This is a genomic window from Sessilibacter sp. MAH1 (assembly GCF_054658315.1).
In genome coordinates this window covers 127,067-154,006 of the sequence record NZ_BAAGIC010000001.1, presented here as the reverse complement: position 1 = coordinate 154,006, position 26,940 = coordinate 127,067, and the positions used below count along the sequence as shown (strand labels likewise).

Annotated in this window: 19 protein-coding genes; 9 read left to right on the top strand and 10 right to left on the bottom strand. The window is 46.0% G+C overall.

What is annotated here, in order from left to right:
• Nucleotides 1-26: 26 nt before the first annotated feature.
• The 8 genes from ACYQ28_RS00630 to pilG form a co-directional block, all read right to left on the bottom strand.
• Nucleotides 27-506, bottom strand: coding sequence for a chemotaxis protein CheW (locus tag ACYQ28_RS00630; protein WP_460047327.1), 480 nt, complete (start codon nucleotides 504-506; stop codon nucleotides 27-29).
• A gap of 143 nt (nucleotides 507-649) precedes the next feature.
• Nucleotides 650-1,660, bottom strand: coding sequence for a chemotaxis protein CheB (locus ACYQ28_RS00625; RefSeq protein ID WP_460047325.1), 1,011 nt, complete (start codon nucleotides 1,658-1,660; stop codon nucleotides 650-652).
• 5 nt (nucleotides 1,661-1,665) lie between these two features.
• Nucleotides 1,666-8,811 carry a hybrid sensor histidine kinase/response regulator gene (locus tag ACYQ28_RS00620; RefSeq protein WP_460047323.1) on the bottom strand — a complete coding sequence of 2,382 codons (7,146 nt, stop codon included), beginning with the start codon at nucleotides 8,809-8,811 and terminating at the stop codon, nucleotides 1,666-1,668.
• Between the two features lie 116 nt (nucleotides 8,812-8,927).
• Entirely contained in the window at nucleotides 8,928-9,755 is an 828-nt protein-coding gene (locus tag ACYQ28_RS00615) for a CheR family methyltransferase (protein WP_460047321.1), read from the bottom strand.
• Nucleotides 9,756-9,790: 35 nt separating this feature from the next.
• The gene (locus ACYQ28_RS00610; RefSeq protein WP_460047320.1) at nucleotides 9,791-12,034 is read right to left on the bottom strand and encodes a methyl-accepting chemotaxis protein; all 2,244 of its coding nucleotides are present in this window, start codon (nucleotides 12,032-12,034) and stop codon (nucleotides 9,791-9,793) included.
• 423 nt (nucleotides 12,035-12,457) lie between these two features.
• Entirely contained in the window at nucleotides 12,458-13,003 is a 546-nt protein-coding gene (locus ACYQ28_RS00605) for a chemotaxis protein CheW (protein ID WP_460047318.1), read from the bottom strand.
• A 23-nt stretch (nucleotides 13,004-13,026) separates the two neighbouring features.
• Nucleotides 13,027-13,389, bottom strand: a complete 363-nt coding sequence (locus ACYQ28_RS00600; protein ID WP_460047317.1) for a response regulator — start codon at nucleotides 13,387-13,389, stop codon at nucleotides 13,027-13,029.
• Between the two features lie 755 nt (nucleotides 13,390-14,144).
• Nucleotides 14,145-14,537, bottom strand: coding sequence for a twitching motility response regulator PilG (gene pilG / locus ACYQ28_RS00595; RefSeq protein WP_460047315.1), 393 nt, complete (start codon nucleotides 14,535-14,537; stop codon nucleotides 14,145-14,147).
• A 323-nt stretch (nucleotides 14,538-14,860) separates the two neighbouring features.
• Here pilG and gshB point away from each other — a divergent pair, with 323 nt between their 5' ends.
• The 4 genes from gshB (at nucleotide 14,861) to ruvX (ending at nucleotide 18,247) form a co-directional block, all read left to right on the top strand.
• Entirely contained in the window at nucleotides 14,861-15,814 is a 954-nt protein-coding gene (gene gshB / locus ACYQ28_RS00590) for a glutathione synthase (RefSeq protein WP_460047314.1), read from the top strand.
• A 454-nt stretch (nucleotides 15,815-16,268) separates the two neighbouring features.
• Nucleotides 16,269-17,141 carry an energy transducer TonB gene (locus ACYQ28_RS00585; RefSeq protein WP_460047312.1) on the top strand — a complete coding sequence of 291 codons (873 nt, stop codon included), beginning with the start codon at nucleotides 16,269-16,271 and terminating at the stop codon, nucleotides 17,139-17,141.
• Between the two features lie 56 nt (nucleotides 17,142-17,197).
• Nucleotides 17,198-17,782: a YqgE/AlgH family protein gene (locus ACYQ28_RS00580; protein ID WP_460047311.1), complete on the top strand. Its 585-nt coding sequence runs from the start codon at nucleotides 17,198-17,200 to the stop codon at nucleotides 17,780-17,782.
• 18 nt (nucleotides 17,783-17,800) lie between these two features.
• Nucleotides 17,801-18,247 (top strand): Holliday junction resolvase RuvX, encoded by a 447-nt coding sequence (gene ruvX, locus ACYQ28_RS00575; protein WP_460047310.1) that lies wholly within the window; start codon nucleotides 17,801-17,803, stop codon nucleotides 18,245-18,247.
• Nucleotides 18,248-18,526: 279 nt separating this feature from the next.
• On the opposite strand, the gene ACYQ28_RS00570 is transcribed toward ruvX, so the two are convergent.
• Complete coding sequence (locus ACYQ28_RS00570; protein ID WP_460047309.1) at nucleotides 18,527-19,669, bottom strand: PilT/PilU family type 4a pilus ATPase; 1,143 nt, start codon at nucleotides 19,667-19,669, stop codon at nucleotides 18,527-18,529.
• Between the two features lie 27 nt (nucleotides 19,670-19,696).
• Nucleotides 19,697-20,731 carry a type IV pilus twitching motility protein PilT gene (locus tag ACYQ28_RS00565; RefSeq protein WP_460047307.1) on the bottom strand — a complete coding sequence of 345 codons (1,035 nt, stop codon included), beginning with the start codon at nucleotides 20,729-20,731 and terminating at the stop codon, nucleotides 19,697-19,699.
• A gap of 148 nt (nucleotides 20,732-20,879) precedes the next feature.
• Between ACYQ28_RS00565 and ACYQ28_RS00560 the strand changes: the two genes are divergently transcribed.
• From ACYQ28_RS00560 to metX, 5 genes are all read left to right on the top strand, one after another.
• Nucleotides 20,880-21,557: a YggS family pyridoxal phosphate-dependent enzyme gene (locus ACYQ28_RS00560; protein WP_460047306.1), complete on the top strand. Its 678-nt coding sequence runs from the start codon at nucleotides 20,880-20,882 to the stop codon at nucleotides 21,555-21,557.
• A gap of 76 nt (nucleotides 21,558-21,633) precedes the next feature.
• The gene (proC, locus tag ACYQ28_RS00555; protein ID WP_460047304.1) at nucleotides 21,634-22,500 is read left to right on the top strand and encodes a pyrroline-5-carboxylate reductase; all 867 of its coding nucleotides are present in this window, start codon (nucleotides 21,634-21,636) and stop codon (nucleotides 22,498-22,500) included.
• A gap of 56 nt (nucleotides 22,501-22,556) precedes the next feature.
• The gene (locus ACYQ28_RS00550) at nucleotides 22,557-23,147 is read left to right on the top strand and encodes a YggT family protein (RefSeq protein ID WP_460047302.1); all 591 of its coding nucleotides are present in this window, start codon (nucleotides 22,557-22,559) and stop codon (nucleotides 23,145-23,147) included.
• A 544-nt stretch (nucleotides 23,148-23,691) separates the two neighbouring features.
• Nucleotides 23,692-25,659: a dynamin family protein gene (locus tag ACYQ28_RS00545; RefSeq protein ID WP_460047301.1), complete on the top strand. Its 1,968-nt coding sequence runs from the start codon at nucleotides 23,692-23,694 to the stop codon at nucleotides 25,657-25,659.
• Nucleotides 25,660-25,794: 135 nt separating this feature from the next.
• Nucleotides 25,795-26,937, top strand: a complete 1,143-nt coding sequence (gene metX / locus ACYQ28_RS00540; RefSeq protein ID WP_460047300.1) for a homoserine O-succinyltransferase MetX — start codon at nucleotides 25,795-25,797, stop codon at nucleotides 26,935-26,937.
• Nucleotides 26,938-26,940: the final 3 nt, after the last annotated feature.

Sequence of the window (26,940 nt, the reverse complement as noted above, 5' to 3'; positions counted from 1 at the left end):
ATGGCCGAAATCGCGCCTACGGATTGTTAAATATCTAAGCTTAAATACGCTTTTTCAATACGCTCTAGATCGGGAATAACGGCTTCTTCGGCAGCGATTTTAACTCTCATAAGTTCATAGGGATGCGCCGGATCTTTGCCATCGTCCACAATCAGCTCATTTTCAACCTGTGCCAAACGCGGAATACCCTGTGAAACCAACGCGATAAAATTTAGGTGCTCGCTTTGACCTGTGGTGTTGAGAATGGCAACACGCGCACGAGTAGTTACACCGGGATTAGGTTGCCCGTTCATCACTTCATAAGAAACTAACGGCACCGGGATGTTGCGCCAGTAAAACTCTCCCAAATACCAGTTGGGACCAACGTCACCGTGGAAGGGCATTTCATAGGGAACCATTTCTGCGACAGATACTGTCGGTAACAGCAGGTTATATTCCGCCAACGGTACTAATAAGCATGGCAGAACATCGACATTGTCGTAGCTGATTAACTCAACGTCGTTCATTTGGGCTTCTCAAGGTTTTCAAATGTACCAGCATCACACTGGATGAGTTGGCGCTATTTACGCTGTAATTAGCAAACGCAAATTAACCGTAGCTCAAGAATAAAGGATCGCATCAATAATTTGTAGAGCGAGAGTGTTAAGGATTACTCAGCGACCGCACAATTGTGAAAACTCGATGCACTCAAGTGTTTGGCTAGATTTTCAGGTGTGTCCACCGTACCGGTGATTTGTGCATCAATAACACTACTGGGCATCGAAGAAACAATACAAGACTCCGGCGATTGTGCCCAAACTTTTCCACCTAAGCTTTTGTAGAGACGTGCACCACTGGCTCCGTCGTCGCCCATACCAGAAAAGACGATACACCCGCCTTGATAACCACAGCCTTTGCCAAACGATAGTAGCGATGCATTTATCGACGGCTGGAATTCACCTTGCCACGGATCATCGTCTAAAAATACGACGCCACCTGGCAGAATTCTGACCTGGCAATGGGTTGGAATAATGGTGATTGATTTAGGTCGCAGAACTTCACCACTAGCGGCTATTTTGGCACTGTACCCTTGCACACCATCGAGCATGGTGACTAGGTTAGATTCAAATCCAACGTCTATGTGTTGGGCGTACAAAAAGGCAAAATCACTGTTGGGCAATAGATTTTGTACAAACGCCTTCACGGCTTCTGGGCCGCCGGTAGATGCCGCCAGAAACCAAGTTTTCTCAGGATTCATGCGGAAGTGTTGTGCGTGGGCGCGAATTTCTAGCAGTTTTTCGACAATTTTTAATTCGATTTCTGCCAGTAAAAACTGCGCTCCACTCGGCAGGTGCTCATCAAGAAACAGCGTGGGAATATCAAGCTCGTGACTCTGCGCGATAGCGACCTCTAAACGCTCGCTAATTCCGCCGGAGATATCGATCAAACACAAGTCGCATTGATCGAGCCCTTGGATAACCGTGACGTCTCCGTTAGTCAGCGCGTCGCCCTGTGAAGCTAGGGCAACATTTGCAGCCCGCTTAGGGAAGATGGGTGTCACTACGCGTTCCTGCCCGAGCGGGAACGCCTTAAAGCCGCGTCTTTGTAAAATACTGGTCAGTAGATTACGGTGGTTGTTCAAATCACTTAAGACGGCGACTTTGGCCTTCGAATCAACCAAAACAGTTAATCCTGTATTTGGGCCTGCCCTGTTAACAAGTTGATGTGATACAGCAAATCATCTTCTTGATATGGCTTGCCAAGGTAATGATTTACGCCCAGTTCATATGCGCGCTCTCGGTGCTTAGAGCCTGTACGAGAGGTAATCATGATGATGGGCAGGTCTTTCAAATGGCTCGTGGATCGCACATTTTTAGCAACCTCAAAGCCATCCATCCGTGGCATTTCAATATCAAGCAACATGACATCGGGAACGCGATCTTGAAGCTGACGTATTGCATCGACGCCGTCTTTAGCGGTCATCACGTCAAAGCCTTCACGCTCTAAGAAGCGGCTTGTTACTTTGCGCACGGTCACAGAATCATCCACGATTATGACGGTGCGAACAATGTCTTCTTTTTCAGGTAGATTTGTTCCAGATTTGTGCTCTGCGTTGGCTTCAATCATGTAAGACTGAGCAACGAGACGTCGAACGAACGCCAACAAATCTAAAATCACAACCACCGAACCGTCACCCATAACGGTAGCGCCAGAAAGGCCGTCCACACCGTTAAATTGCGGTCCAAGGCTTTTCACCACAATCTCGCGGCTACCCATTAAGCCATCTACTTGCAGAGCTACCGAGTATTCTTGAGAACGAACCAACAATACCGGCAGCGGCAAGGCATGACCTTCGACTTGGTAGCGATGATTTTCATCCAAAAGATTACCAAGGTGCTTAACTTGATACTGCTGTCCGGCGTATTCGAAACGGGCATCAGGGGTGTTGTAATAATGCTCTAACTCGTAGGGACTGACGCGTACGATACCCTCGATGGTATTCAAAGGTACCGCGTAATAATCTTCGCCAATCACAACCATTAAGGCGCGGTTTACCGACAAGGTGAACGGTAAACGCATAATGAATTCACTGCCGCGACCTTCTTGCGAGTTAATGCTGACCGAACCGCCCAACTGTTTGATTTCAGCGTTTACAACGTCCATACCGACGCCACGACCGGAAATTTGCGTGACTTTTTCTGCGGTGGAAAAGCCTGCATGCAAGATGAACTGCATGATGTCTTTGTCGGAAAGCTCGGCATCTTTGGTCATTAAGCCGCGTTCAATGGCTTTATCACGCACGCGTGCGATGTTGATGCCTCGACCATCGTCCGACAAACGTAAGATAACATCGCCGCCCTCTCGGCCAAGACCGAGACGAATCGTACCGACTTCATTTTTGCCGTTACTGACGCGCACCTCTGGCATTTCGATACCATGGTCAACGGCGTTTCGAAGCATGTGCTCAAGGGGTGCCACCATGCGTTCAAGCATGGTTCTGTCCAATTCACCTTCGATGTTATCGAGCTCGAAGTTAACGCGTTTACCAAGTTCTGTTGAGATTTGGCGAACAATACGACGAAGCCTTGGTACCAAGCGCGAGAAAGGTACCATTCGCGAACGCATCAAACCTTCTTGCAACTCGGTGTTAATACGCGACTGCTGCAACAGCAGGGTTTCGGTATCGCGTGTTTTGTTAGAAAGCGTGTCTTTTAAATCGATTAAATCCGACGCTGACTCCATCAAGGAACGCGACAGCTGTTGCAACTGAGAATAGCGATCCATTTCCAACGGGTCGAAATCCTCGTGCGCTTCCATTTGCTCTTGGCGGAACAGAATCTGCGCTTCGGTTTCGATATCAAGTCTGCGTAACTGCTCTTGTAAACGATCGATGGTGAAATCCATTTCGTCGAGCGTGTAGCCGATCTCGTTGACCTGTTCTTCCATACGCGCGCGAGAAATTGAAGTCTCACCGGCGAGGTTTACTAGCTCCTCTAAAAGCTCGGCGGCCACTTTTACAGATTCTTGTGCAGCACCGCGTTGTGCGATTTGCGCGCCCATTAGAGTTTGTACTGGTGGAGCCGTAAGGCGCTCGTTGCTGCGAATAGGTGTTAATGGCTGTTGCGGTGTCTCTTGTAGCGTTTTTCGCGGTGCAAAAGGAACGACATTAGAGATGGAATCTGAAGTAATTGTTTGAGCTTGTGATACGTGAATCGGCTCGGCCGACAGAGTAAGCTCGCCCTCAAGCGGTTCGTCATCAACCGATGTGTCATAGCTTTCATCTGTCGTGGGAAGCTCGGGCTCTACATCGGCAGACTCAACGGCTGCTGGTGACGACGCCAATCCAGCGTTGGTATTGAGGTCGGATAAATCCAGTTCGCCAGCGATAAAGAGTTTTCTTAATCCAGCGACAGGTTGTTGCTGTAAATAGTTTTGCACCTTGTCAGATGACGTGTACAGCAACTCGTAATAAGCGTTTACCTTGTTGAAGAAGCCATCGTCTAATTCACCGCGACCTTCTTTGATCAGGTAAGACTCAAATTCGTGAGCCGCTTCACCAAGACCCATGAGACCCGCCAAACGCGCACTTCCTTTGAAGGTATGCAGTAAACGTTTGAGCTTTTCGGAACAGTCTTCACGCGTCCAGTCTTCCATCCAGTCGTGAACGCTAACGTCAATCTCTTCGAGTAATTCAGAGGACTCTTCCGCAAAGATTTCAACAATGTCGTTATCGAGTTCTAAATCAGATAGGTGCTCGGCGGTTTCGAGAGGCTGTGCGGAAACACCGCTGGATAATGGCTCAGAAGACCGAATGGAGGCAACTTCAGGCTCGTCATTAATTACCTGATTTACTTGCTCGGTGTTATTCAAATCATCAACGGTCAAATCAGCCAATTCTGAGGTTTCGTCAACCTCTATAGACAAATCTTCATCGAGCCCAATGGAATCCATGTCATCGTCGATAAGAGCATTGTCATCAACGACTTCAAGAGACTCCCCTACATCGAGATCGATATTTTCGTATTCAGGCTCCGCAGCTTCGGCGTCAGTGAATGCCTCTGCTTCTACTTCAGAGAGAATTTCGTCTTCAAGATCTTCGTCGATAAATTCAAGATCATTACTCTCGGCGTACTGCTCGGAAACCAGAGATTCGTCTTTGAGCGGCGAGTCTAAAATTTCGCCGGTAGATTCGTCTTCAATTTCTAGAATCGGAATATCATCGATCAGTGTTTCGTCGTCTTCAAGCTCAAACTCTTCGTGAACTTCGGTGGTGTCGTCAACGAAGTTCTGCTCTGCGTCAATCAGTTCAACATCGTCATCTGGACTCAACAATGTTGGAATTTCTTCGTTGTGCGCTTGATCGACGATGTCTTGGTTTTCTTCAAGAATTACAACAAATTCGGACTCCGACTCAGCCTCGGTAAAGTCATGTATATCCTGAACCTGTTCGCCGGATACGTCTGCGGTAAGATAGAGATCGTCTTCGCTCTCTAAATCATCTGCGGACTCGACCAATTCAGAATCTTGGGCACTGGCATCCTCAGCCTGATCAGGCTCACTGGTAGTTTTCGGTGTAAAACCAACGGTAAACCAGCTTGCGTCGTCCAGCGACCCCACTCTAGACTCAGGTGCCGATGGAGATTCGGAATTGACTTGGTTAAGACCTGCTTCAACGTCTTCGTCGGTCTCATCAACCAATTCCACGTCAAAACTGGCTATGGGTTCTTCGCTAGATTCATAACCAACCGCCGATGCGGGTTGCTCTTCTGAGTCATCTAATTCCGACTCATCAACCAAGGTTAAATCGGAACTATCGAAGGTTTCTAATTCTGCAAGAACCTCGTCTTCTTCAAGGATTTCATCTTCAAGTACTTCGTCATCAGCATCGCTAGATTGAATCAAGCTTTGATCTGCACGCAGAGCGTTAGCCTTGGCTTCGTCCAACAGAAGCTCCATTTCGGCGCGAAGCTGCATCGATAACGGCGGAAGATTTTGACCAGCGGCAACCGAATCGATCATGTCTAGCAAGAAATCGTGGCCGCGATTAAGAACTTCGTAGAAGCGTGAAGTGCGATTTAAGGAGCCGTCTAAGGCAACATGGTAAAGACGCTCAAGCAAGCTGCTGAGCTGAGCCATGTCTGGGTAGTTGGCGCGTTTTGCGCCCTGAACCAACAGATGCAGCTCATTTAAGATGGCATGAACTTCGGCTTGTGAGATTTGATCTTGACGCCATTTTTCGAGGTATACATCTGCATCGAGTAGCAGATTCATCTCCTCGGCCATAAAGATTGACAACAACTCCGGATCGACGGGTTTTGCCTGCTGAGATGCGTCTTGTTGGCGTACGATTGGACCAATGGTTTTGTCGCGCAGCTCACTAACACGCGCTAGAAATTGGTCAAGCTTGGGGATATCCAGCGCTTCATTGTGACTGATTTGATCGAGTACTAAATGAATATAAGCAACGCCATCTTTCACTAGCGTTAGGATATCTTCATCAATGGCGAGTTGATAACTGCGCAGTTCTTTGACGAAACTTTCAAAAGGACCAACAAGTTGAGCAATCGGCCCAACCTCAGCCATGTGAGCACTGCCTTTTAAGGTATGCAGAGCTCTTTGCATAGGATCACTGGGCGCTTCAAAGACAGGCGCCGCGTCATCCATCTCATCAATGTATTCTTGAATAACTTCTAAGTGGCCTTGAGCTTCGGCACTGAAGATTTCCCAAAGAAGAGTCTCATCGTCGTCATCAACTTCAGGTTCTGATGTTTCTATCAGGTTCTCATCATTGATGGCTAAAACGGATTCAGATTCTGGATGAGACTGATCAAATTCAGCACCTAAATCAACGTTCTCTTGGTGTGACGAAGGATCTAACGCCAAACCCGGACTGACGGTTTTTTTTTGTGATTTTTCTTCTGCAGGATTCAACAGAGCTTCAGGCTCAGAGCCTGAAGCAATTTCATCCGCCCAACTCATGTACTGACGGCATAACTCAGGTTGAGGGTTGGGGCGATTTTTACTGAAGCTTTCGATTAAGCTCGGCAATAGTGCTAAAACACGGTTGATCAGTTCAACCTGCATAACGTCGGGCTTGATGGTTTTATCCAACACGCGGTTAAGCATGTTTTCAATGGCCCAAGCTAATTCGCCAATATCGCTGGCGCCAACCATACGACCACTGCCTTTTAAGGTGTGGAAACCACGGCGGAATTCGATTAAGGCTTCGCTGTCGTTAAAATCCTGAGACCAACGAGGGAAGTATTCTGCGATGGTTTCTTTAACTTCTTCGGCTTCTTCGATAAAGATTTCGATAATTTCATCATCGATTAAATCTTCTTCGTCGCGGGCGACAGGTTCTGAGTCGGCCTCAACCGTTGCGGGAGTTGCAGGCTCATTTGAGACAAGCTGGTCTTCGTCTACGAGGTCTTGTTCTGCTTCATGTTCTGAATCAGCTTTGGTCTCGATAGTTTCTTCGCTTTCTTGAGGCGATGTGTATTCACCGGAAAGCATTTTTCGCCAAGGATCTTCAAACGCAGCAACCGCAGGCGCCTCTTCTTTTGCGGCCTCATCAATGTCGATTGCTGAAGGCTCCGCGTGAGTATCCGCCGCCTTATCAGCCATTTTATTTTTCTGGCTACCGGAGTTTGTCGTTAAAGACAGATCGATACCTAAATTACGAACGCTGTCTTCAGCAACGGCCAACAGCATTTCATCGTCGTTTTGGCCATCTTTGGAGCTTAGGTGCTCAAGGTAATATTCAATACTGGCGATAGCATCTGCCAAGGTGTCTAAAACTCGCCATTCGGGCGATTGGTTACCAACAAGCAGTTCTTTCTCAATGAATTCTGCACATCCACCCAAAACCTGCGCTGCACGCGACAGAGGTACCATTTCCAAACCGCCACGAATTTCGCGCAGTAGTTTCGGTACGCCTTCAAGGTGTTTTTGATCCCACTGACTGGCAATGTACTCAATAATGCAGTCTTTTGTTTGCTCCAGACCATTGCGCGACTCGGCCAAGACAACATCTTGCGCAAGAGTTAATTGCTGGGCTTTTTGTTGATCAATGTCGTTACGGGCAAGTTTTACACCGCGAGTTAACGCATCCAATCGACTTTCGATATCGATCATTTCAGATGCGAGATTAAACAACTGCTGCTCGCTATATTCTCCGGTCCCCAGAATGGATTCCATGACCGAAACTTGGGCAAGCATTTGTTTACGAATATCGCCAACACCCAATATGGCCAAGGTGTCGGCAACTCGCTGCGCGATTGGGAAAGATTCTTTAACAACGTCCAACACCGTGTCTGATGTTAAACAGTCGTCGAGATTAAACTTGATGGTACGCAGTTCTTCTTTTAACGCTGCAACCACCGAGCGAATTGCTGCGGTATCGGGTGCTGACTGTAGGTTAACCGGCGTGTCGCTGTCGGAATTTAAGAAACCACCGAGCTTATACTTTTCGCGGATTTTGCTGACAAAACGGCCGTGCTGAGTGGAAATAGCCACATAAAACAATAAGTTTTTAAGCAGCTCTTCATCGCATTTGCGATCCAATCCAGCAACGCCGTAATGAAGAAGAATTTTAAATTGGCGATTTAATTGACGTAAAAGAAGTTTTACCGAGGCGGTAAGCTCCAGTCCACCTTCTTCGAGAGCTTCAACCAGCGCTAAGCTGATTTCCCAGAGGGGTTGATTGGCCGTACCGGATGTTAATTTATATTGCCGAGCTAAAACTTTATTCAGGTAAACAATATTTTCATTAACTTTTACGCCGCGAATAATTGCCGCCGCAGCAAATTGATACATTTGTTGCAGCTTTTTTAAGACCGACAAAAATTGCGACGGATGAATACTGGCTTCGATACGCTTATTGTTAAATTGCGTTGCCGGTTTTAAATCGGGATTAAACAATCTCGATTCAGATAACAAGCTTTCGCCACGGACAGCGCGCAAATCGTTCAGCAATGGCAAAATCATTGCCGGCTGATCGTCGCGGTGAGTTTTGATGTAGTCGAGGTATTTGGGCAGCTGAACGATGCCGCGCATCAATGCTTCTTGAGCGTCTACCACATACTGAGCTTTTTCATCACACAGGGCTTGTGCGAGATGCTCTAACTCTTCGGCAAGTAATGCCGCACCGTAAAACTCCACCATTTGCAAGGAGCCATGCACTTGGTGAATGTGGCCGAGACAGAAACGAATCTTAGATTTATCGTTGGGATCGTTAGCCCAATCTTCGAGGGCATCACGCGCATGAGAGAGGGTCTCGTCAATCTCCTGGGTAACCCAGTCAAGAGCAGCAAAATTTCGATTCTCTCCCATTTCGGAAGTCTTCCTCTTTACTTGGAGTGCCGACAGTTCTCTTGATCAGCACCTGTAAATTCTGTTCTTGTTTAAGGCATTTCGGATAAACCGAGCCTGTGATTTACAACCTATTTCTAAATTCGCTGATACGCTTGAACACCTTGTGCTGGAATCGGGGTGAGATTTTCATCTCGCCATCCCACGATTTCCCCGGCGCCGACAATCAACAAACCTTTTGGTTTTAAGCGCTCTATGAGCTTGGTTAAAATCTCTTTGCGACGCCAGCGACGAAAATACACCAACAGGTTTTGGCAATAAATCACGTCCATCGGTAATCTCGGCATTTTGTCGAGTTCACAGATGTTGCCGCGTACAAAATTCACCCGAGCGGCAATTTCCGGTCGAATTTTGTATTTTTCTTCACCAGCGACCACGTCAAAGTAGCGTTTTTTTTCCTCATCACTGAGGTTTAACAATCGGCTTTTTCCGTACACAGCATTGCGAGCATGGGCCAATGCAGAGGCGCTAATATCGGTACCCAGCACCGAAAAATAACGCTTTTCAACTGCCAATCTGAAACAATCAAAAATAACGGCAGCAAGGCCATAGGCCTCTTCACCGGTGGAGCAACCTAAACTCCAAACATCAAAACTTTCCTGTGCAGGAGCCGAATTAAGATGCTTAAAGGCTTTATTTTTAACCAAGCTTATGGATTCGCGACTGCGAAAAAAGTGGGTTTCTTTTACGAGCAGCCTTTCCATTATGGCTGCCCATTCCATTAAATCTTTTGACACGCGCTGGTAATACTCGCCGACATCGACGGTGTTCAGCTCTCGCATACGCATTGTAATTTGCGTCTTTAAGTGCCCATCTTGAATTTCGCCGAGTTGGACGCCTGTTTTTTGCTCTAAGAGCTCAGACCAAAGGCGAACATGCTCTTCCGTAAACAGAACCGGAGGCATGGATTTCCATGTCGACAAGGCTATTTCTCAAGCAATTAAACAATAACGCCCGGTTTTTTCTTTCCATTCGAGCGAAGACTGTCGGTATCATCTTCAACACTGAGATGAATGTCGCCATCAAATTCGTTGTCCAAATCGACAGCGTCATCCAATGTGGCTACATAGCCGTGTTGTCCTGAATTACCAAAACCAGATACGGTCTCGGTCATAACGGGAAGATCATCTTCGTCAATAACATGATGAGCACCGGTTTCATTTAGACCGCCTTCGGGTAAGGTGAAACCAGCAACCGATTCACGAAGTTCCATCGCCATCGACGCCAGTGTTCCGATACTGCCCGCAGTAGCGCTAGTACCTGATGCAGTTTGCGAGGTAATTTCCTGAATAACGTTCATCGTATTAGAGATATGGCCAGCAGAAGAGGCTTGCTGACGAGCGGCGTTAGAAATGTTCTGGATCAGATCAGCAAGGGTAGTCGATACGTTTTCAATTTCTTCCAGTGCAACACCCGCATCTTGTGCAAGTCTGGCACCTCGTACCACCTCGGCGGTAGTTTGTTCCATCGAGATTACGGCTTCGTTGGTATCGTTCTGAATGGTTTTAACCAGCGCCTCAATCTGCTTGGTTGCCGCCGCAGAACGTTCCGCAAGACGCTGTACCTCATCCGCTACTACGGCGAAGCCTCGACCGGCGTCACCCGCCATCGATGCCTGAATAGCAGCGTTAAGTGCAAGAATGTTGGTTTGGTCGGCAATGTCGTTAATCAACGATACGATATCACCAATCTCTTGTGACGATTCACCCAGACGCTTAATACGTTTAGAAGTATCTTGGATCTGCTCACGAATGGTATCCATCCCGTGGATGGTGTTTTGTACGACCTTAGCACCGTTGTTTGCAATCGATACCGCTCGCTCCGCAACCGATGCTGATTCGGCGGCGTTTGCAGATACCTGGTCAATGGTCACAGCCATCTCATTTACCGCGGCAGATGCTCCGGCAATTTCTTGAGCCTGATGCTCTGCTGCCTCGGCGAGGTGCAGTGCTGTTTGCTGAGTATCCTGAGATGCCGATGCAACGCCTGCCGACGTTTCGTTAATTCGTGATACCAGTACACGCAACTGGTCGATGGTGTAGTTAATAGAGTCGGCAATCGCACCGGTAAAGTCTTCGGTTACGGTTGCGGTTGTGGTTAAGTCACCGTCTGCAAGATCGGCCAGTTCGTCAAGAAGACGCAAAATCGCGTTTTGGTTACGTTCGTTGGTTTCAGCAGTTGCGCGTAGACGTTTACGTGTTGCGCCCAATAACTGCAATGCAATGGCGATCAAACAGATACCAGCCAAGCCAGCTAAGATTGCAATGGTAATAGTGTTGAAGGTACGTGTGCTGGATAGGTTTTGTAAGTCAGCACTCAAACCGTTTAACGATTCTAGAAGTTCAGGAGAGTCGTTTAAGATGGCTTCTGATGATTGGCGCGCAGCAAATAGAGAAGGAGAGGCTTCGAAAATCTCACGAACGGAAGAGTTTACGAATTCGAATAACTCCGAAATTTCACTCAAGCTTGTTACGGCGTCGCTGTCGGTAATTCTGGAAATTCCCATCGGCGCGTCACCTTCACGCATACCGTTAAGAACCTTACCGAACAAGTTCGCATCTAGGTTGAACTGGTCAGCGGCTTCGGAAGCATCTCCGCCACCACGAAGCATTTTATCCACGTTACGACCAATACGTTCCGCACGCCAAGACTGAGTTTGTGCCACTGAAACCTGCTCACCGGGAGAGTTATTTTCAAGCAAGATTTCAACGATGCTGTTATGTTCAGCCTGCAACTCAGGAAGAGATTCGTTAAGAGTGGTAGCAACGTCGTGAAGGAAGAGAATGGTGTCTTCGTTTTGAAGAATCACGCTGATGTTGTCTTGAATACGTTGGAAGATACTTTCGAAGTTTCGGAAGTCTTCTTGTACAGAAGAACGCAACTGAATGCCACTGGTCTTTAGTTCGGTCCAGTCGTTATTCATTGAGGTGATTACTTGTTGCAGTTCAGCAAACGACTCTTCGTCACCTTCTGTAGAGGCCCGAGATAAACCAGTAAGACGGTAAGACAACGCTCGCAAGTCAGAAACGTTCTGCAAATACCCCTGATCTTTTTCGGAAGCCCGATAAATTTCCACCAAGCCGTAGATGATAAATCCTAACAAAAGAACCAAGGCCAAAATCAGCCCAGCCATAACGGGGCTCTTGCGGACAGAAACCAGTAGGTTGCTGGAATCACTTTTCATGCTAACGCTCTCCCGAACGATTCGTTTTCTGGGTTATTGCTTCCGTTTAAATAATCCTGATTGCTTTGCAAGTACTCACACAACGCCAATCGTTCAACTTTAACGAGTGTCTGCTTAGGTACAGCAAGCAGATTACAAAATAATTACATCAATACAAGGGGTATTTGAGTGGTTCAAATATCCGTACGCTAATTTTTAAGTATAGGAAACTCTGCTTAATTTCGTGTTTCCAGCGACATAAGAACATGCATCAATTTCAACAACAATACGTCATTGAAATTGATGAGTCGCATTTTTAATTTCTGCCAGCCGATTAGATCAAGAATAAGCTAATCAGTGGTTATTGTGTTTACTACATCACTGCAATGCGAATTCTATCGACTTACCAGCAGTTTTAATGTGACCCCAAATAAAAATAAGCCACTACAGCTTTGCCGCCGATAAGAAATCTGGGGTTTGTATCAAATTAACCATACTAAAAACAAACCACTTGCCCTTGTTAGTATCTAGGTAGTTACCTAATAACAACGGATTTAAGGTTTCTTCGTCAATAACGGCTTCTGGTTGGTAGTTTTCAGCCAAGAAATGTTGGATACCGTAGGAGTGATCTACGATTAAACCACAATAAAGTTCTTGGTTTTCCAGAATAAGAATTCGCTGACGCTTTACTGGACTGGTTAGTCGATAACCGAGGTAGGATGCTAAATCCATAAGAGGAAGCAGGCGACCACGTACGTTAGAAACACCTTTTACCCACGGCTTTACGCCCGGCAATTTAGTGTATGAAGGCACTTCCAAAACTTCTGAAACCTGCCCCATAGGCACAATAAAATTTTTGCCTAACAAACCGAAACCCAAACCGCTCCATTGCTGCTGGGTTTCTTCTTGGGCAGGCAAGTCGCGAGCAAATGACCGGCAGCGCGAGGCTAAACTGGCTAAAGCTCGAAACGCCGTATTTTGATCTGTCACCGACTCAACCTCTTTAACCGTAATTAGCCAGTGATGCTCGAAATAGTTTCGATAAGTTGTTTTTCATCGATAGGTTTGGTTAGGTAAGCTTTTGCGCCCTGACGTAACCCCCATACTCGATCAGTCTCTTGATCTTTTGTGGTAACAATAACCACTGGAATAGAAGATGTTTGGTCGTTTTTAGACAATTGTCGCGTTGCCTGAAAACCGTTTAATCCAGGCATCACGATGTCCATTAAGATAACGTCCGGCATATGTGATTTAGCTTCAATTACACCAGCTTCGCCATTGGGCGCTGTTAAAACCGAATAACCGTTTTTTTCCAACATTGTTGTAAGTTTATGTGTTTCTGTTGGTGAATCATCAACGATTAAAACAGTAGTCATGTTTCGCATCCTAAAAATATCAGAAGGGTCTAGAAAAGCAGTCAATATAAATGCTTACTTTAAAAATTGACACTTCAGCTAGAACTAAAATCAAATTCAACGGTTAGCTTTGTAGCACACTTCCAACTGGTCAGAGCTGATCGTCGACCAAAGTAGAGGTGCTTTTTGCCACCGATTCACACAAGCGCTTTTTATCAAACTCTACGCAAAGTATCAAAACACTGAGTAACAGCGTTTTGATAGGCAAACATTGCCGACCAATATTACGACAATGTTCTTAAAATACTGTTACTTACAAATAAAAGCTAATAATAGCTCTTAAGATATCACAGCGAGACCAATTCTTCACAGCATCAAGCACCGCTTAGCCTTCGAAAATAAGCTTCTTTTCGAATCTTTTCCTATTTAACGTGCGCTATATTAACGCGCTAATTAGGAATTACCTCGTAGAACCGGTTCGTTATTCACAAAAACTTTAAAAGAATTTAAATCAAAACATTTGGTTATGAATATTGTTATTAATGGATCCGTCGCAAGGTTCATTGATTTCTCAATCTTGTCTGCTTATTTTAGCACCTATAAAAAACAAGCAACGACCAAAAGCAAGCTATAGGCCGATAGTACAAATTCACTCAATGTTTGTTTATGCAACCGTTTAGATGTACAGACAGAAACATCTGTTATACGCGAGAAAGCGAAGCATTCACAACCAAACCTAGAGTTTGGTTGTATATGCACGCTTATTAGAGGAGAAATTAAGAGGCTTTTGCAGGAACATGGGCTTCGATGGCGCCCAATAATTCTGCTTTACTAAAAGGTTTTGTCAGATATTGATCAGAACCAACAATTCGACCTTTCGCTTTGTCGAATAATCCGTCCTTACTGGAAAGCATAATAACGGGCGTAGATTTAAACTCGCTGTTATTTTTAATTAATGCACAGGTTTGATAACCATCTAGCCTAGGCATCATAATATCAACAAAAATTATATCAGGGCGGGTATCAGCAATTTTCGCCAGGGCATCAAAACCATCAGTTGCGGTGACTACATTGCAACCAACTTTTTGCAAGAGGGTCTCAGCAGTGCGCCGAATGGTTTTACTGTCATCAATTACCATGACTTTTAATCGTTCTAAATTCACATCCATAGCGTAACCTTGACAGTGAGTTCAATTACAAGTTAGTTCTTATAAAATCATTCAATTTGAAGAGTTTGCAAAACCAATAGTAATTAAGCACACGGTAAACTAAAAAGCTCTTCAAATAATATGGCGATCTCAATCTAAGAAGGGCTCGCCTTAAATCGACCGCCAGTTTTTACCACAGTTCTATTGGATTATCTATAAACCGCCATTATACGGCATATTTAAATAATACCGGGATGAGTAAAGTAATACCTCTGTAAAACCTTGGCCCAGATCACATAAAACTGATATCAATACGTATTATTGAAAAACGAGAATCTTAATTTATGACAAAAAAAATTGGCATCATAATGGACCCTATTGAGTCCATAGCTGTAAAGAAAGACACTACTCTTGCTTTAATGTTAGCTGCCCAAAAAGAAGGCTGGCAACTTTATTATATGGAACAGAAAAGTTTGTTTTTGGATCAAGGTCGCCCCAAAGCAATCGCCCACAAAATACAAGTGTTCATGGACATGCAAAAATGGTTCGAGAAATCAGAACCAGAAACCATTCAACTTGAGAGCCTAGACGCAATCTTAATGCGTAAAGACCCGCCCTTTGATAACGAATACGTATACAGCACTTATATTTTAGAAGCCGCCGAGAAATTAGGCACCTTAGTTGTGAACAAACCTCAATCGCTTCGCGACTGTAATGAGAAAATATTTGCGACTCAATTCCCGCAATGTTGTCCACCGGTTCTCGTCAGCAAGGATTACGGTTTATTGCGTAAATTTCATAGCGAGCACGGCGATGTAATCTTTAAGCCTTTAGATGGCATGGGCGGCAGCGGTATTTTCCGATTAAAGCCCGATGATCCAAACGTAGGAGTGATCTTAGAAACTCTGACCCAACACGGTCAGAATCTAATAATGGCGCAAAAATTTATTCCAGAAATCTCCAACGGTGATAAGCGCATCTTAGTGGTAAACGGGCAAGCGATTCCTTACTGTTTGGCGCGAATTCCAGCGCAAGGAGAAACCCGAGGCAACCTCGCAGCAGGTGGAACCGGCCGACCACAACCATTAACCGAACGCGATGAATGGATTGTTAGCCAAGTTGCACCAACACTGGTGGAAAAAGGTTTGTTATTTGTCGGCTTAGACGTTATTGGCGACTATTTAACAGAAATAAACGTCACCAGTCCGACTTGTGTTCGCGAAATTGATGCGGCCTATGAAACAGACATTGGCGGTAAGCTTATGACTGCAATCAAAGAAAAACTGTCATCCAAATAATTTCTGCCTGAAAACAGTATAGGAAACTCTGATTAACCAGAGTTTCTCGCGACACAAGGATGTGTCGCCAATTTCAAGAACGATAAGTGGTTGAAATTGTGAAGAAATTGGAAATCGCATTGTCAATTTCTGTCCTCTGATTAAATCATGGATGAGTTAATCAGAGGTTCCTATAAACAAAAGCACCGCTCAACATTATGACGGTGCTTTTGTTTATCGCTCAACAACCAATGTACTCTCATTAATCAAGACAACAATTTCTCTAAAGCACAAGCTCCCCTAGAACACAAAGAGTTTCAACCAATCGGCTCATTCTGTTTTTATGGGTTTATTGGCGCAGTACTCAGATACGAATCCGGCAACTTCCTCAGTTGAGCGAATCCTTTTATACTCAATTGGTTAGCCAGACTCTTATCCTTATCTTCATTACAACTGAATCGAATTTTATCCATCCATGATTGCAGCTCAAACACAAGTACAACCGGTCGAAAGACTCACCTTCACCTTATTTGTTGCCGCGGCGATTCATGCGTTGATTATTTTTGGGCTTACCTTCGATATTGAAATTAACCCCAAAACGAGTAACACCCTCGACATTACATTGGTGACATCGAAATCAGACAAGGCGCCAGAAAAAGCCGACTTTATCGCTCAAAGTAACCAAGAGGGTAGCGGCACAGAAGACGTTGCCAAACCCATTACCACTGAACAACTGTCGGAGTTCAACGACACACAAATTAGAAGCGTTGAACAAGCGCGGACGAAAAACTCAGAGATTGCGATCAACCAAAAAACTGTGATCGTTTCTCAATCTGAAGCCAAAGATCGAGCAACCACCAAAAGTGAAGATCAAGAAACCGCGTTAGAACAAACCGCCGGAGAAGATTCTGAAATTCGCCAAGCCAGCGAAGAAATCGCTAGCCTAAAGGCTGAGCTTGACCGACAACGCGAAGCCTACGCTCGCAAACCTCGCATTCGTCGCCTAACCTCTGTGGCGGCCATAGCGTCAGCAGATGCGGAATATTTACAGCAGTGGAGTCAAAAGGTTGAGTTTGTTGGCAATCGAAACTTCCCGAAAGAAGCACTCAATGCCGGTATTCACGGTAAGCTTCGCTTACTGGCAGTTATTGACCATACCGGCAACCTAATTTCAGCCGAAGTATTGCAAAGCTCGGGTTATAAGGTTTTAGATGACGCAGCTATTCAAATTGTTCACCTGTCTGCGCCGTTTCCTAAATTTCCGAGCGCTATTAGAGAAGATGTAGACCAACTAGAAATTATCCGCACCTGGTATTTTGAAATTGATGGATTGTCTACCGGTTCTTAACAAAGATATTCTCTTGTGAACTTGTAAATAAGTTCGTCACGCCCAATAATCAAATCATGAATAAATTTTCCGACACCTCCGATTTAAGTACATTGAGTCTGGCGAATCATTTTTTGATTGCCATGCCAGGGCTTAATGATCCGAATTTCAGTCATTCCATCACCTATATTTGCGAACACAACAAAGACGGTGCCATGGGTCTGGTTTTAAACCATCCTTTACCCATGAAGTTGTCTGAAGTGTTTGAGCAAATGGGCTGTGAAGACAAGGGCATTTCTGGCGATTGCGAATTATTGGCCGGCGGCCCTGTTCAGCTCGAAAGAGGTTTTGTACTGCATTCAACTGATAAAGAGTGGGACAACACTGCGCAAATTTCGGAAGAAATATTACTGACCGGCTCTAAAGATATTATTGAAGCCATCGCCGACGGTGAGGGCCCAGAAAAATATTTGGTATTTTTAGGTTATGCCGGATGGGAAGCAGGCCAACTCGAACAAGAAATTGCCGACAACGCTTGGTTAACCATACCCGCCGATAGCCGAGTGATTTTTGAAACAGAAACCTCTATGCGCTGGAAAGCGGCAGCGGAATGCATGGGCATTGATATCAATCTCATTTCGCAAACAGCCGGTCACGCCTAGGTTCATTAACCAATCGTCGTGACAACTAAACCGTTACCCAAAACCGTGCTCGCCTTTGATTACGGACTTAAAAACATTGGCGTAGCCGTTGGCCAAACCGTGTCGTTTACCGGTCGAGAACTGTCTGCGCTAAAAGCGCAAGATGGCGTACCTAACTGGAATCTGGTCGAGCAACTGCTCAAAGAATGGCGGCCCGACTTGGTGGTGGTTGGCCATCCAGTAAACATGGACGGTACCGCTAGTGAGCTATCGCAACGAGCCAAAAAGTTTGCCAATCGAATCAACGGGCGATTTGGTCTGCCGACAGAATTAGTTGATGAACGGCTATCATCGAGAGAAGCAAAACAAGAAGCTCAAGAGCGAGGCCATAAAGGCAGTTATGGAGATAACCCCATCGACTCTATTGCCGCGCGAATAATTCTTGAGACTTGGTTGAACCAAGCCCAAGCCAAGCAGACGCACTAGTCAAACAAACACATTAAAAGAGCGCTATTCAGGCTGCTGACAAAATCTCGTCCCATTGAAATGCAGTCAGGCGTTGGGATGGAATTTCAAAAACCGTGAATTCACGGGATGAAGTCGCGGAGCTACAGGCACGTATTTATGCGTTTTTTGAAATTTCATCCCAATGACCGAAGTTTCCGCCGCGAAAATTTCGATAGATTCTTTAACTATGGGATTTATCAAAAAATCTGAAGAGCGCTATTAAGCGCTCTTTTTGCTTTCTAAGACCCAACATTAAACTCAGAACAATTTCGAGCGATCACTATCGTCCGATTGCAAGCTCAATTCTTTCGCAGCGTTACCTAGGTAGTCGGCATCGGTTTCAGACGCCAACTTGATCATCAAACGCAGATCGTTTGGCGAATCGGCGTGCGAAAGAGCGTCTTCATAAGTAATTTCACCGCGATCATAAAGTTCGAACAATGCCTGATCGAAGGTTTGCATACCCAACTCGTTGGATTTTTTCATCAACTCTTTCAATTCGGCCACTTCACCCTTGCGAATCAGATCCGACGCCAAAGGCGAGTTCAGCAGAACTTCCAAACACGCTCGTCGACCCTTTCCGTCCGGCGTTGGGATCAACTGCTGGGCAATAATCGCGCGAAGGTTTAGCGACAAATCCATCCACAATTGCGAATGACGATCGGCCGGGAAAAAGTGAATGATTCGATCCAGCGCCTGGTTCGCGTTGTTGGCGTGTAGAGTACACAAACAAAGGTGACCGGTTTCTGCGAAAGCAATGGCGTGCTCCATGGTTTCACGGGTACGCACCTCACCAATCAAAATAACATCGGGCGCCTGTCGCAAGGTATTTTTCAGCGCAATCTCAAAGGATTCTGTATCTAAACCCACCTCACGCTGGGTCACAATGCAACCTTGATGCTGATGAATGAACTCAATCGGGTCTTCAATAGAAATGATATGACCTTTAGAGTTGCGATTTCGGTGACCAATCATCGACGCTAAAGATGTGGATTTACCGGTTCCGGTCGCGCCCACAAAAATGATCAAGCCGCGCTTGGTCATAGCCAACTCTTTAACAATGTCTGGCAGGCCAAGATCATCAATGCGCGGAATATTGGTTTCGATACGCCGCAACACCATACCGGCGAGGTTTCGCTGATAAAACGCCGAGCAACGGAAACGTCCAATACCTCGGGCGCTCACTGCAAAGTTAAGCTCTTTTTTCTCCAAAAATTCGGCGCGTTGTTTTTCGTTCATCACGCTCAACACCAACTCCCGGGTTTTTTCCGGCGAAAGTGGCTGTGTTGTTACCGGAGTAACCTTGCCATGGAGCTTAACAGAAGGTGGAACACCAGCCGTGATAAAAAGGTCAGAAGCTCCTTTTTCAACCATAAGCGATAAGAGCCGGTCAAATTCCATAGAAATACTCCAAAAATTAATTCGTTATTAAAAGGCTTCAGGGGCTTTTGCTTTCTCGCGAGCCACTTCACGCGAAATCACACGTCGCGCTACCAAATCTTGTAAACACTGATCCATGGTCTGCATGCCAAGGGAACCACCGGTTTGAATTGCCGAATACATCTGGGCAACCTTGTCTTCGCGGATTAGGTTACGAATTGCCGGAGTACCGCGCATAATTTCATGAGCTGCAACACGACCACCGCCCGCTTTCTTAAGTAAGGTTTGCGAAATAACCGCCTGCAAGGATTCCGACAACATCGAGCGCACCATGGCTTTTTCGTTGGCCGGGAATACATCAACCACCCGGTCAATGGTTTTCGCTGCCGAGGTTGTATGCAGCGTTCCGAACACCAAGTGACCGGTTTCTGCCGCCGTCAGCGCCAAACGAATGGTTTCTAAGTCACGCATCTCACCCACCAGAATAATGTCTGGATCTTCCCGAAGTGCCGAGCGTAGCGCTTCGGAGAAGCCGTGCGTATCGCGGTGTACTTCGCGCTGGTTCACCAGGCATTTTTTTGATTCGTGCACAAATTCGATGGGGTCTTCAATAGTTAGAATGTGTTCATACTTGCTGTTATTGATGTAATCAATCATTGCGGCAAGTGTTGTTGACTTACCTGAACCGGTCGGCCCGGTAACCAGTACCAAACCGCGAGGCACCGCACAAATATCGCGAAACACCTGACCCATGCCCAACTCTTCCATCGTTAACACCTTCGAGGGAATGGTTCGAAATACCGCTCCGGCGCCGCGATTTTGGTTGAAAGCGTTCACACGAAAACGAGCAACACCTGGCACCTCAAAGGAGAAGTCATTTTCGAGAAACTCCTCGTAATCCTTGCGCTGCTTGTCGTTCATAATGTCGTATATCAAGGAGTGAACCTGCTTGTGCTCAAGCGGCGGCAAGTTAATGCGTCGCACATCGCCATCAACACGAATCATTGGCGGTAGACCCGCAGAAAGGTGTAAGTCGGAAGCGCCTTGTTTAGCACTGAAAGCAAGCAACTCTGTGATATCCATAAGAAACCTTGTGACGTTTAAATAATTTAACGAGCGTCCGCTATAAACGAGAAGATAAGTAAGTTATACACGCAAAAGCGGCAGTCACCCTTTAAAACTGACATAATGTATTGAGTGTGTGACCTAAAAAAAGCGATTCAATAAGTATATGCACAACCTTCAACACAACCTAGATAAAGTACTAGACCGAATTCACAGCGCTTGCGATCAGTTTCAAAAGCCAGCCCCACAACTGCTTGCGGTGAGCAAAAAACGATCGGCCAGCGAGCTAAGAGAAGCTTTTTCGCTCGGTCTAAGATCTTTCGGTGAAAACTACCTTCAAGAAGCTCTTGAAAAACAATCCGAGCTTACCGATCTTGATATCGAATGGCATTTCATCGGCCCTATTCAGTCGAACAAAACACGCGCCATCGCCGAACACTTTGATTGGGTGCACAGTGTTGACCGACTTAAAATCGCGCAACGCCTCGCAGAGCAATGTCCAGAGGGTAAGGTGATTCAGATTTGCGCGCAAATCAATGTCGATCAAGAAGCAACCAAATCCGGTTTGAGTTTCGAGGAACTGCCAGAATTTACAGAGCAGGTCTTAGGTTTGAAAAATCTGAGACTACGCGGGCTTATGGCCATTCCAGCACCTGCCGACAACTTTAACGCGCAAAAGGCATCTTTTTTAAAAATGGCTGAAGCCCTTCGCCAACTGCAACTGCAATTTCCACAAGCCAATCTAGACACCTTATCGATGGGCATGTCATCTGATTTAGAGGCCGCAATCGCGGCTGGTTCGACTATTGTGCGGGTTGGAACTGACATCTTTGGCCCAAGATAGATAGGCTAGACACCTATATAATCCCAGTATGCTTTCGGGCAGAACTCAATTGTTAGAGAAAGAGAAGTAGTTGCACGTGAATACCCAAACCAACTCGACATCGCAATCCAATCAACTTAGCCATTTCCCCTCTACAGTTGCGTTCATAGGTGCAGGCAATATGGCCGGCGCAATGATCGGTGGATTACTGGCCAGAGGATTACCCAAAGAGCAATTAATCGCCACGGCAAGAACGCCTGAGCGTTGCGAAGCCTTATCGAAAGAATTTGGTATCGAGGCGACGTCTGACAATAAAGCTGCCGTTGAACAATCAGACATCGTACTTCTTGCGGTCAAACCCAACGCTATGAAAGAGGTTTGTCTCGAAATTGCACCACATTTAAAGGCTGATGCAGTAATCATCACTGTTGCGGTGGGAATTCCGATCAGCACCTACATTGGTTGGCTGGGTGAACACGCCATCATCCGCTGCATGCCCAATACACCATCATTAGTGCAGTTAGGTGCCATTGGTTTATACGCCAACGAACTCTGTAGCGAAACGCAAAAATCTTCGGCACAAAGTGTATTGTCTGCCATTGGCTTGTGCGTTTGGGTAGACACCGAAGAGCAGATTCACGCCGTTACGGCGGTATCGGGCAGTGGTCCTGCATACTTCTTCTTAATATTAGAAGCTATGATTGAAGAAGGCGTTCGCCAAGGTTTAAACGTTGAGGTCGCCAAACAACTGGCCATTCAGACCGCCCTTGGTGCAGCTACTCTGGCCGCACAAAGCCCAGATCAACCCGCCGAACTGCGCCGCAAAGTCACATCACCCAACGGCACAACCGAACAAGCTATTAAGCAGTTTGAAAGCGAAAATCTCCGTGCTATCTTTTCCCGAGCGATGACTGCTTGCTCGAACCGCTCCAAAGCCATGGGTGAAGAGCTAAAAGAACAGTAAAAATTAGACGCACCAATTAACTCATAAAACACGTTTCGTTCTGACAGGATAATTCAATGCAGGCCCTAACAAGCATCGCGACTCTGGTCATTCAAACCTTGGCCACGGTTTATCTTTCTTTCGTAGTTTTGCGGTTTCTACTACAGCTCGCCCGAGCCGATTTTTACAACCCCATCTCACAGTCGGTTGTTAAGATCACTAACCCGGTTTTAATGCCTTTAAGAAAAATTATTCCCGGATTCTTTGGGCTCGACATCGCCTGCATCGTGCTCGGTATTTTGGTGGGTTTTATTGCCATTGAATTAAATGTGCTGGCGGTATATCAGCATCTATTTAACCCCCTTATAGCACTGGCTTGGGCAGCTATCGGACTGCTGTCGTTTACCGTAACCATTATTTTTTGGAGCGTGATTGTTATGGTGATCGCAAGCTTCATCGCACCTGGCAGCTATCACCCAGCATTGCAACTTATTAATCAGTTACTAGAACCTATTCGCGCCCCAATATATAAACTCATTCCGCCCATGGGTGGCTTCGATCTCAGTCCAATCTTCATTCTATTGTTTGTTAAAATCATCGATATTTTATTGCAGAGTTTGGCGGGTCAGGTGGGTTTACTACCACAATTGGTGCCCGGTTATTGGTAACCAATCAACCTTGCTAATTTACGCTGAGACCGATGTTTTTTTTGGTCTCAGTGCGATAATGACTGACGCATCATTCATCATTCTATCTGCTTAAAGTCTATTCAGGCCTTAAAAATAACCTCAAAAATATTAAGCCCTAGCACACTGGCTAGATTTAGGCTTTAATATACTTTGTCTATCTTGTCCATAACCTAAAATCTGATTTCGCGAGACGCGGTTAACAAAAATATCCGCCAACAATCAGTAATAGAATGTTTTGAGACGTCAATCAAATTTAAATGTTTGTTAAGTTTCTGACTAATTAGGAACTTTGCTGTAAACAGTAAAACTAAACGATTCACATCAAATAGTGTGCGGTTATTCCCAAGATAGCCTGTCAGATATCACAGTTTTGGTGAGATTCACTCAACTTTTATCCAATTTTTGTCGCTATTATTCGGCATGCATGTCGCTTGAAACATTTATTGAGTAAAACTTGTACCGCTTATCTCGGATAAAACTCTTGATTTCATTGACACTTTAGAAACGATCCTTTGTTCAAAATATGAGTCTTTTTACCTTACAACGCCGACTAAATGATCTTGAACAACATCGAGTTGCTTTGATTAATAAGCTGCTTGCGTTCAAACACTGGTACGACAAGAGCGGACTTCACAGTGCTCAAGCCGATCAGATTATCGACTCAGCACTGGAGCAGTTGCGCCAGCATCACAGCTGCAGCTGTGTTTTGGTTGGCGAGTTTTCCCGCGGTAAAACCGAGCTCATTAACGCTTTACTCTATTCACGTTACCAATGCCGAGTCATGCCTACTCGTCCGTGGCGAACCACACTTTGTCCGACGGAAATTGGCTACAGCGCAGATTTACCCAATAACAGCATTCAATTGTTGCCGATGTCGACGCGCAAAACCGGGTCGAGCGTAGGTGCTTATAAAAAAATCCCCAACAATTGGATCAACATCGCTTTTGACGTGAGCAATCCTGCGTCCTTGCAAGATGCTCTGGGTCGCATCGCCGAAAAACAATACGTCACCGAAGATCGAGCTCGCGAGCTTGGTTTTAACTGCTCGACCTTAAATCGCCACCCCCAAAATATTCAGCAGGTAGAAATTCCAGCTTGGCGCTATGCATTGGTCAATCTTGATCATCCACTGTTGGCGATGGGCTTAAAAATTATCGATACACCGGGACTTAATGCTCAGGGCGTTGAGCCAGAACTGACGATTTCATTGCTCAGTGAAGCTGACCTGCTCTTATTTACGTTATCAGCAGACGCGCCAGTAAGTGCTACCGATCGAGCTATTTGGCGCGATTACGTCAGCCAAGAAGACAACAGCAAAACCATGGTTCTGCTGAATAAAATCGATAGTTTGTGGGACGACCTGATCTCTGCGCCTTCAGAAGAAGCGTGTATTAACGGTGTACGCACCGATACAGCATTGGCTTTGGGTTTAGCACTTCAACAAGTGATCCCAATCTCTGCCAAAAAGGCATTGCTTGCCAAGGCCCGCGACGACAAGGGTCTTCTTGAAAAAAGCCGCTTTGATCAGCTAGAAGCACAACTGACGACTGAGTTAATTGATAAACAAAAACTCTTACTTAAATTGCCCGCTATTGAAGATGCATTGGTGTTAATGCGTCAAACGCGCGATCAGCTACATACTCGCCTCTTAGATCAAGCTGAGATGCTGCAATCGGTACAACGAAGCGCCAACGACAACAGCACCGAAACGCTAACGCAGGTAAAAGAATCCATTAAAGATATGCACCGCAGCGTGCACCAAGCGTCTTTGATCCATCGCTCCCACGAGCGTTTGGTCAAACATCAATACGAATCGTTGTTAGCGGTATTTGATCAGAAGCAGATCGAAAAAATCTTTAATTACCTGCACGATGCCGCAGCCGATCCCGATGCGTTATTAAGCCCAGCCATGAAGGCTGCCTTTAAACAAGTTCAGTTTGGCTTGCAAAAACTTATCGCCGAAGCCGATCACGCCAACACGCTCATCAGTGAGATATACAGCACGCCCGCAGAAACGGAGTCTATGCCGTTAACATCTCGTAAGCTGGATTTGAGTAATCGTAGAGTCGCTCTGGCGCGCTTGAAACAACGTTATGAAAAGCACTTGCAAAGTGTGGAGCAAGGCCCACAAGACAAGGCGGTGGTGCGTTATTTTCTGCTAAATCTCTGTCACGAATTGCGCGCGTTTATCACCGAAACCATTCACCAAATTTCGATATGGCAGGCTCAGGCACTGACGCCGTTATCGTATCCCAATGAATGCCAAAAACAGCTTTTACAAGTTGAATTGCTGGCCTTGTCGCGACTTGGCAACCAACAAAAACCCAGCGATCAACAATTAATTGCTCTTAGGGCAGAACTCACCCTCAGCGAAGATCGTCTCTACACATTAAATCAGCTGATCGAAGCAACCGAAGCCCTAGAACCCGCCGCACAAAGCTCTGCGAAAGTGGTTCCGTTTCAATTTTCCCGCAAAAGCGCAGGGCAATAGCACTGTTTTTATACCTGCGCCGCACACAACCCTAACCGATGTGGTGCATGTTTCCGAAAAGCTCATATAATACTAGGTTTAGGTGCATTCTTGACTCGAACGCACTCGTGAGCTTTTCAGGAGACTCCCCACCTCATGACCAAACCTTTACCCACAGACTCTGTGGGAATTGTGCAACCTAAACGCCATAGGTTTACCGAACATCTCACCCTTGCCAGCGGCCAAACCCTTGAAGAATATGAACTGGTTTATGAAACCTACGGTGAATTAAACGCAGCCGCCAGCAATGCGATTCTTATTTGTCATGCCCTATCCGGCCACCATCACGCAGCTGGTTTTCACAGCAGCGACGAGAAAAAGCCAGGTTGGTGGGACAACTATATTGGCCCCGGAAAACCCATAGATACCAGCCGCTTTTTTGTGGTGAGTCTCAATAATCTTGGCGGCTGCCATGGTTCAACCGGGCCAACCAGTATCAATCCCAAAACGGGCGAAGTGTGGGGTGCAGACTTTCCACGACTTAGGGTACGCGATTGGGTTCACAGTCAGGCAAAATTAGCAGACGTTTTAGGTATTGAATGCTGGGCCGCAGTGATTGGCGGCAGTCTTGGTGGCATGCAGGCCATGCGCTGGTCACTGGAATATCCAAACCGGTTGCGCCACTGCGTTATTATTGCCTCGGCGATGAAGCTTTCCGCGCAAAATATCGCATTTAACGAGACCGCACGACAGGCAATTACGTCCGATCCAGACTTCAAAGACGGCCACTACTTAAAGCACAACACCTATCCCAAACAAGGTTTGGCAGTGGCTCGTATGATCGGCCATATCACTTACTTATCTGGCGATGGTATGGGCGAGAAATTTGGGCGCGAGTTAAAAAGCGGCAACTTCGAGCTGGGCAATGAAGAGTTGGTTGAGTTTCAAATTGAAAGCTACCTGAAGTATCAAGGCGAACAATTCTCCGGAACCTTCGACGCTAACACTTACATTCTTATGACCCGGGCCTTGGATTACTTCGACTTGAGTCGTGAATATGAAAACGATCCAGCAAAGGCGTTTGCCGAAGCTCGCTGTAAGTATCTAGTCATCTCTTTTTCCAGCGATTGGCGCTTCTCGCCCGAACGCTCCCGAGAAATCGCCGATGCACTAATCGCGGCACAAAAACCCGTGGTGTACGCCGAAATCGAATCCAGCCATGGTCATGACGCCTTTTTGGTACCGAACGAGCGCTATCAGCAGGTATTTTCACGCTATTTAAAACGAATTGAGGTCTAAGCG

Coding starts and splice junctions, on each gene's coding strand:
- ACYQ28_RS00610 (WP_460047320.1), bottom strand. CDS start 12,034: ATGAAAAGTGATTCCAGCAACCTACTGGTTTCTGTCCGCAAGAGCCCC.
- ACYQ28_RS00585 (WP_460047312.1), top strand. CDS start 16,269: ATGATTGCAGCTCAAACACAAGTACAACCGGTCGAAAGACTCACCTTC.
- ACYQ28_RS00550 (WP_460047302.1), top strand. CDS start 22,557: ATGCAGGCCCTAACAAGCATCGCGACTCTGGTCATTCAAACCTTGGCC.
- ACYQ28_RS00565 (WP_460047307.1), bottom strand. CDS start 20,731: ATGGATATCACAGAGTTGCTTGCTTTCAGTGCTAAACAAGGCGCTTCC.
- gshB (WP_460047314.1), top strand. CDS start 14,861: ATGACAAAAAAAATTGGCATCATAATGGACCCTATTGAGTCCATAGCT.
- ACYQ28_RS00615 (WP_460047321.1), bottom strand. CDS start 9,755: ATGCCTCCGGTTCTGTTTACGGAAGAGCATGTTCGCCTTTGGTCTGAG.
- ACYQ28_RS00620 (WP_460047323.1), bottom strand. CDS start 8,811: ATGGGAGAGAATCGAAATTTTGCTGCTCTTGACTGGGTTACCCAGGAG.
- ACYQ28_RS00560 (WP_460047306.1), top strand. CDS start 20,880: ATGCACAACCTTCAACACAACCTAGATAAAGTACTAGACCGAATTCAC.
- ACYQ28_RS00580 (WP_460047311.1), top strand. CDS start 17,198: ATGAATAAATTTTCCGACACCTCCGATTTAAGTACATTGAGTCTGGCG.
- pilG (WP_460047315.1), bottom strand. CDS start 14,537: ATGGATGTGAATTTAGAACGATTAAAAGTCATGGTAATTGATGACAGT.
- metX (WP_460047300.1), top strand. CDS start 25,795: ATGACCAAACCTTTACCCACAGACTCTGTGGGAATTGTGCAACCTAAA.
- ACYQ28_RS00545 (WP_460047301.1), top strand. CDS start 23,692: ATGAGTCTTTTTACCTTACAACGCCGACTAAATGATCTTGAACAACAT.
- ACYQ28_RS00600 (WP_460047317.1), bottom strand. CDS start 13,389: ATGACTACTGTTTTAATCGTTGATGATTCACCAACAGAAACACATAAA.
- ACYQ28_RS00570 (WP_460047309.1), bottom strand. CDS start 19,669: ATGGAATTTGACCGGCTCTTATCGCTTATGGTTGAAAAAGGAGCTTCT.
- ACYQ28_RS00630 (WP_460047327.1), bottom strand. CDS start 506: ATGAACGACGTTGAGTTAATCAGCTACGACAATGTCGATGTTCTGCCA.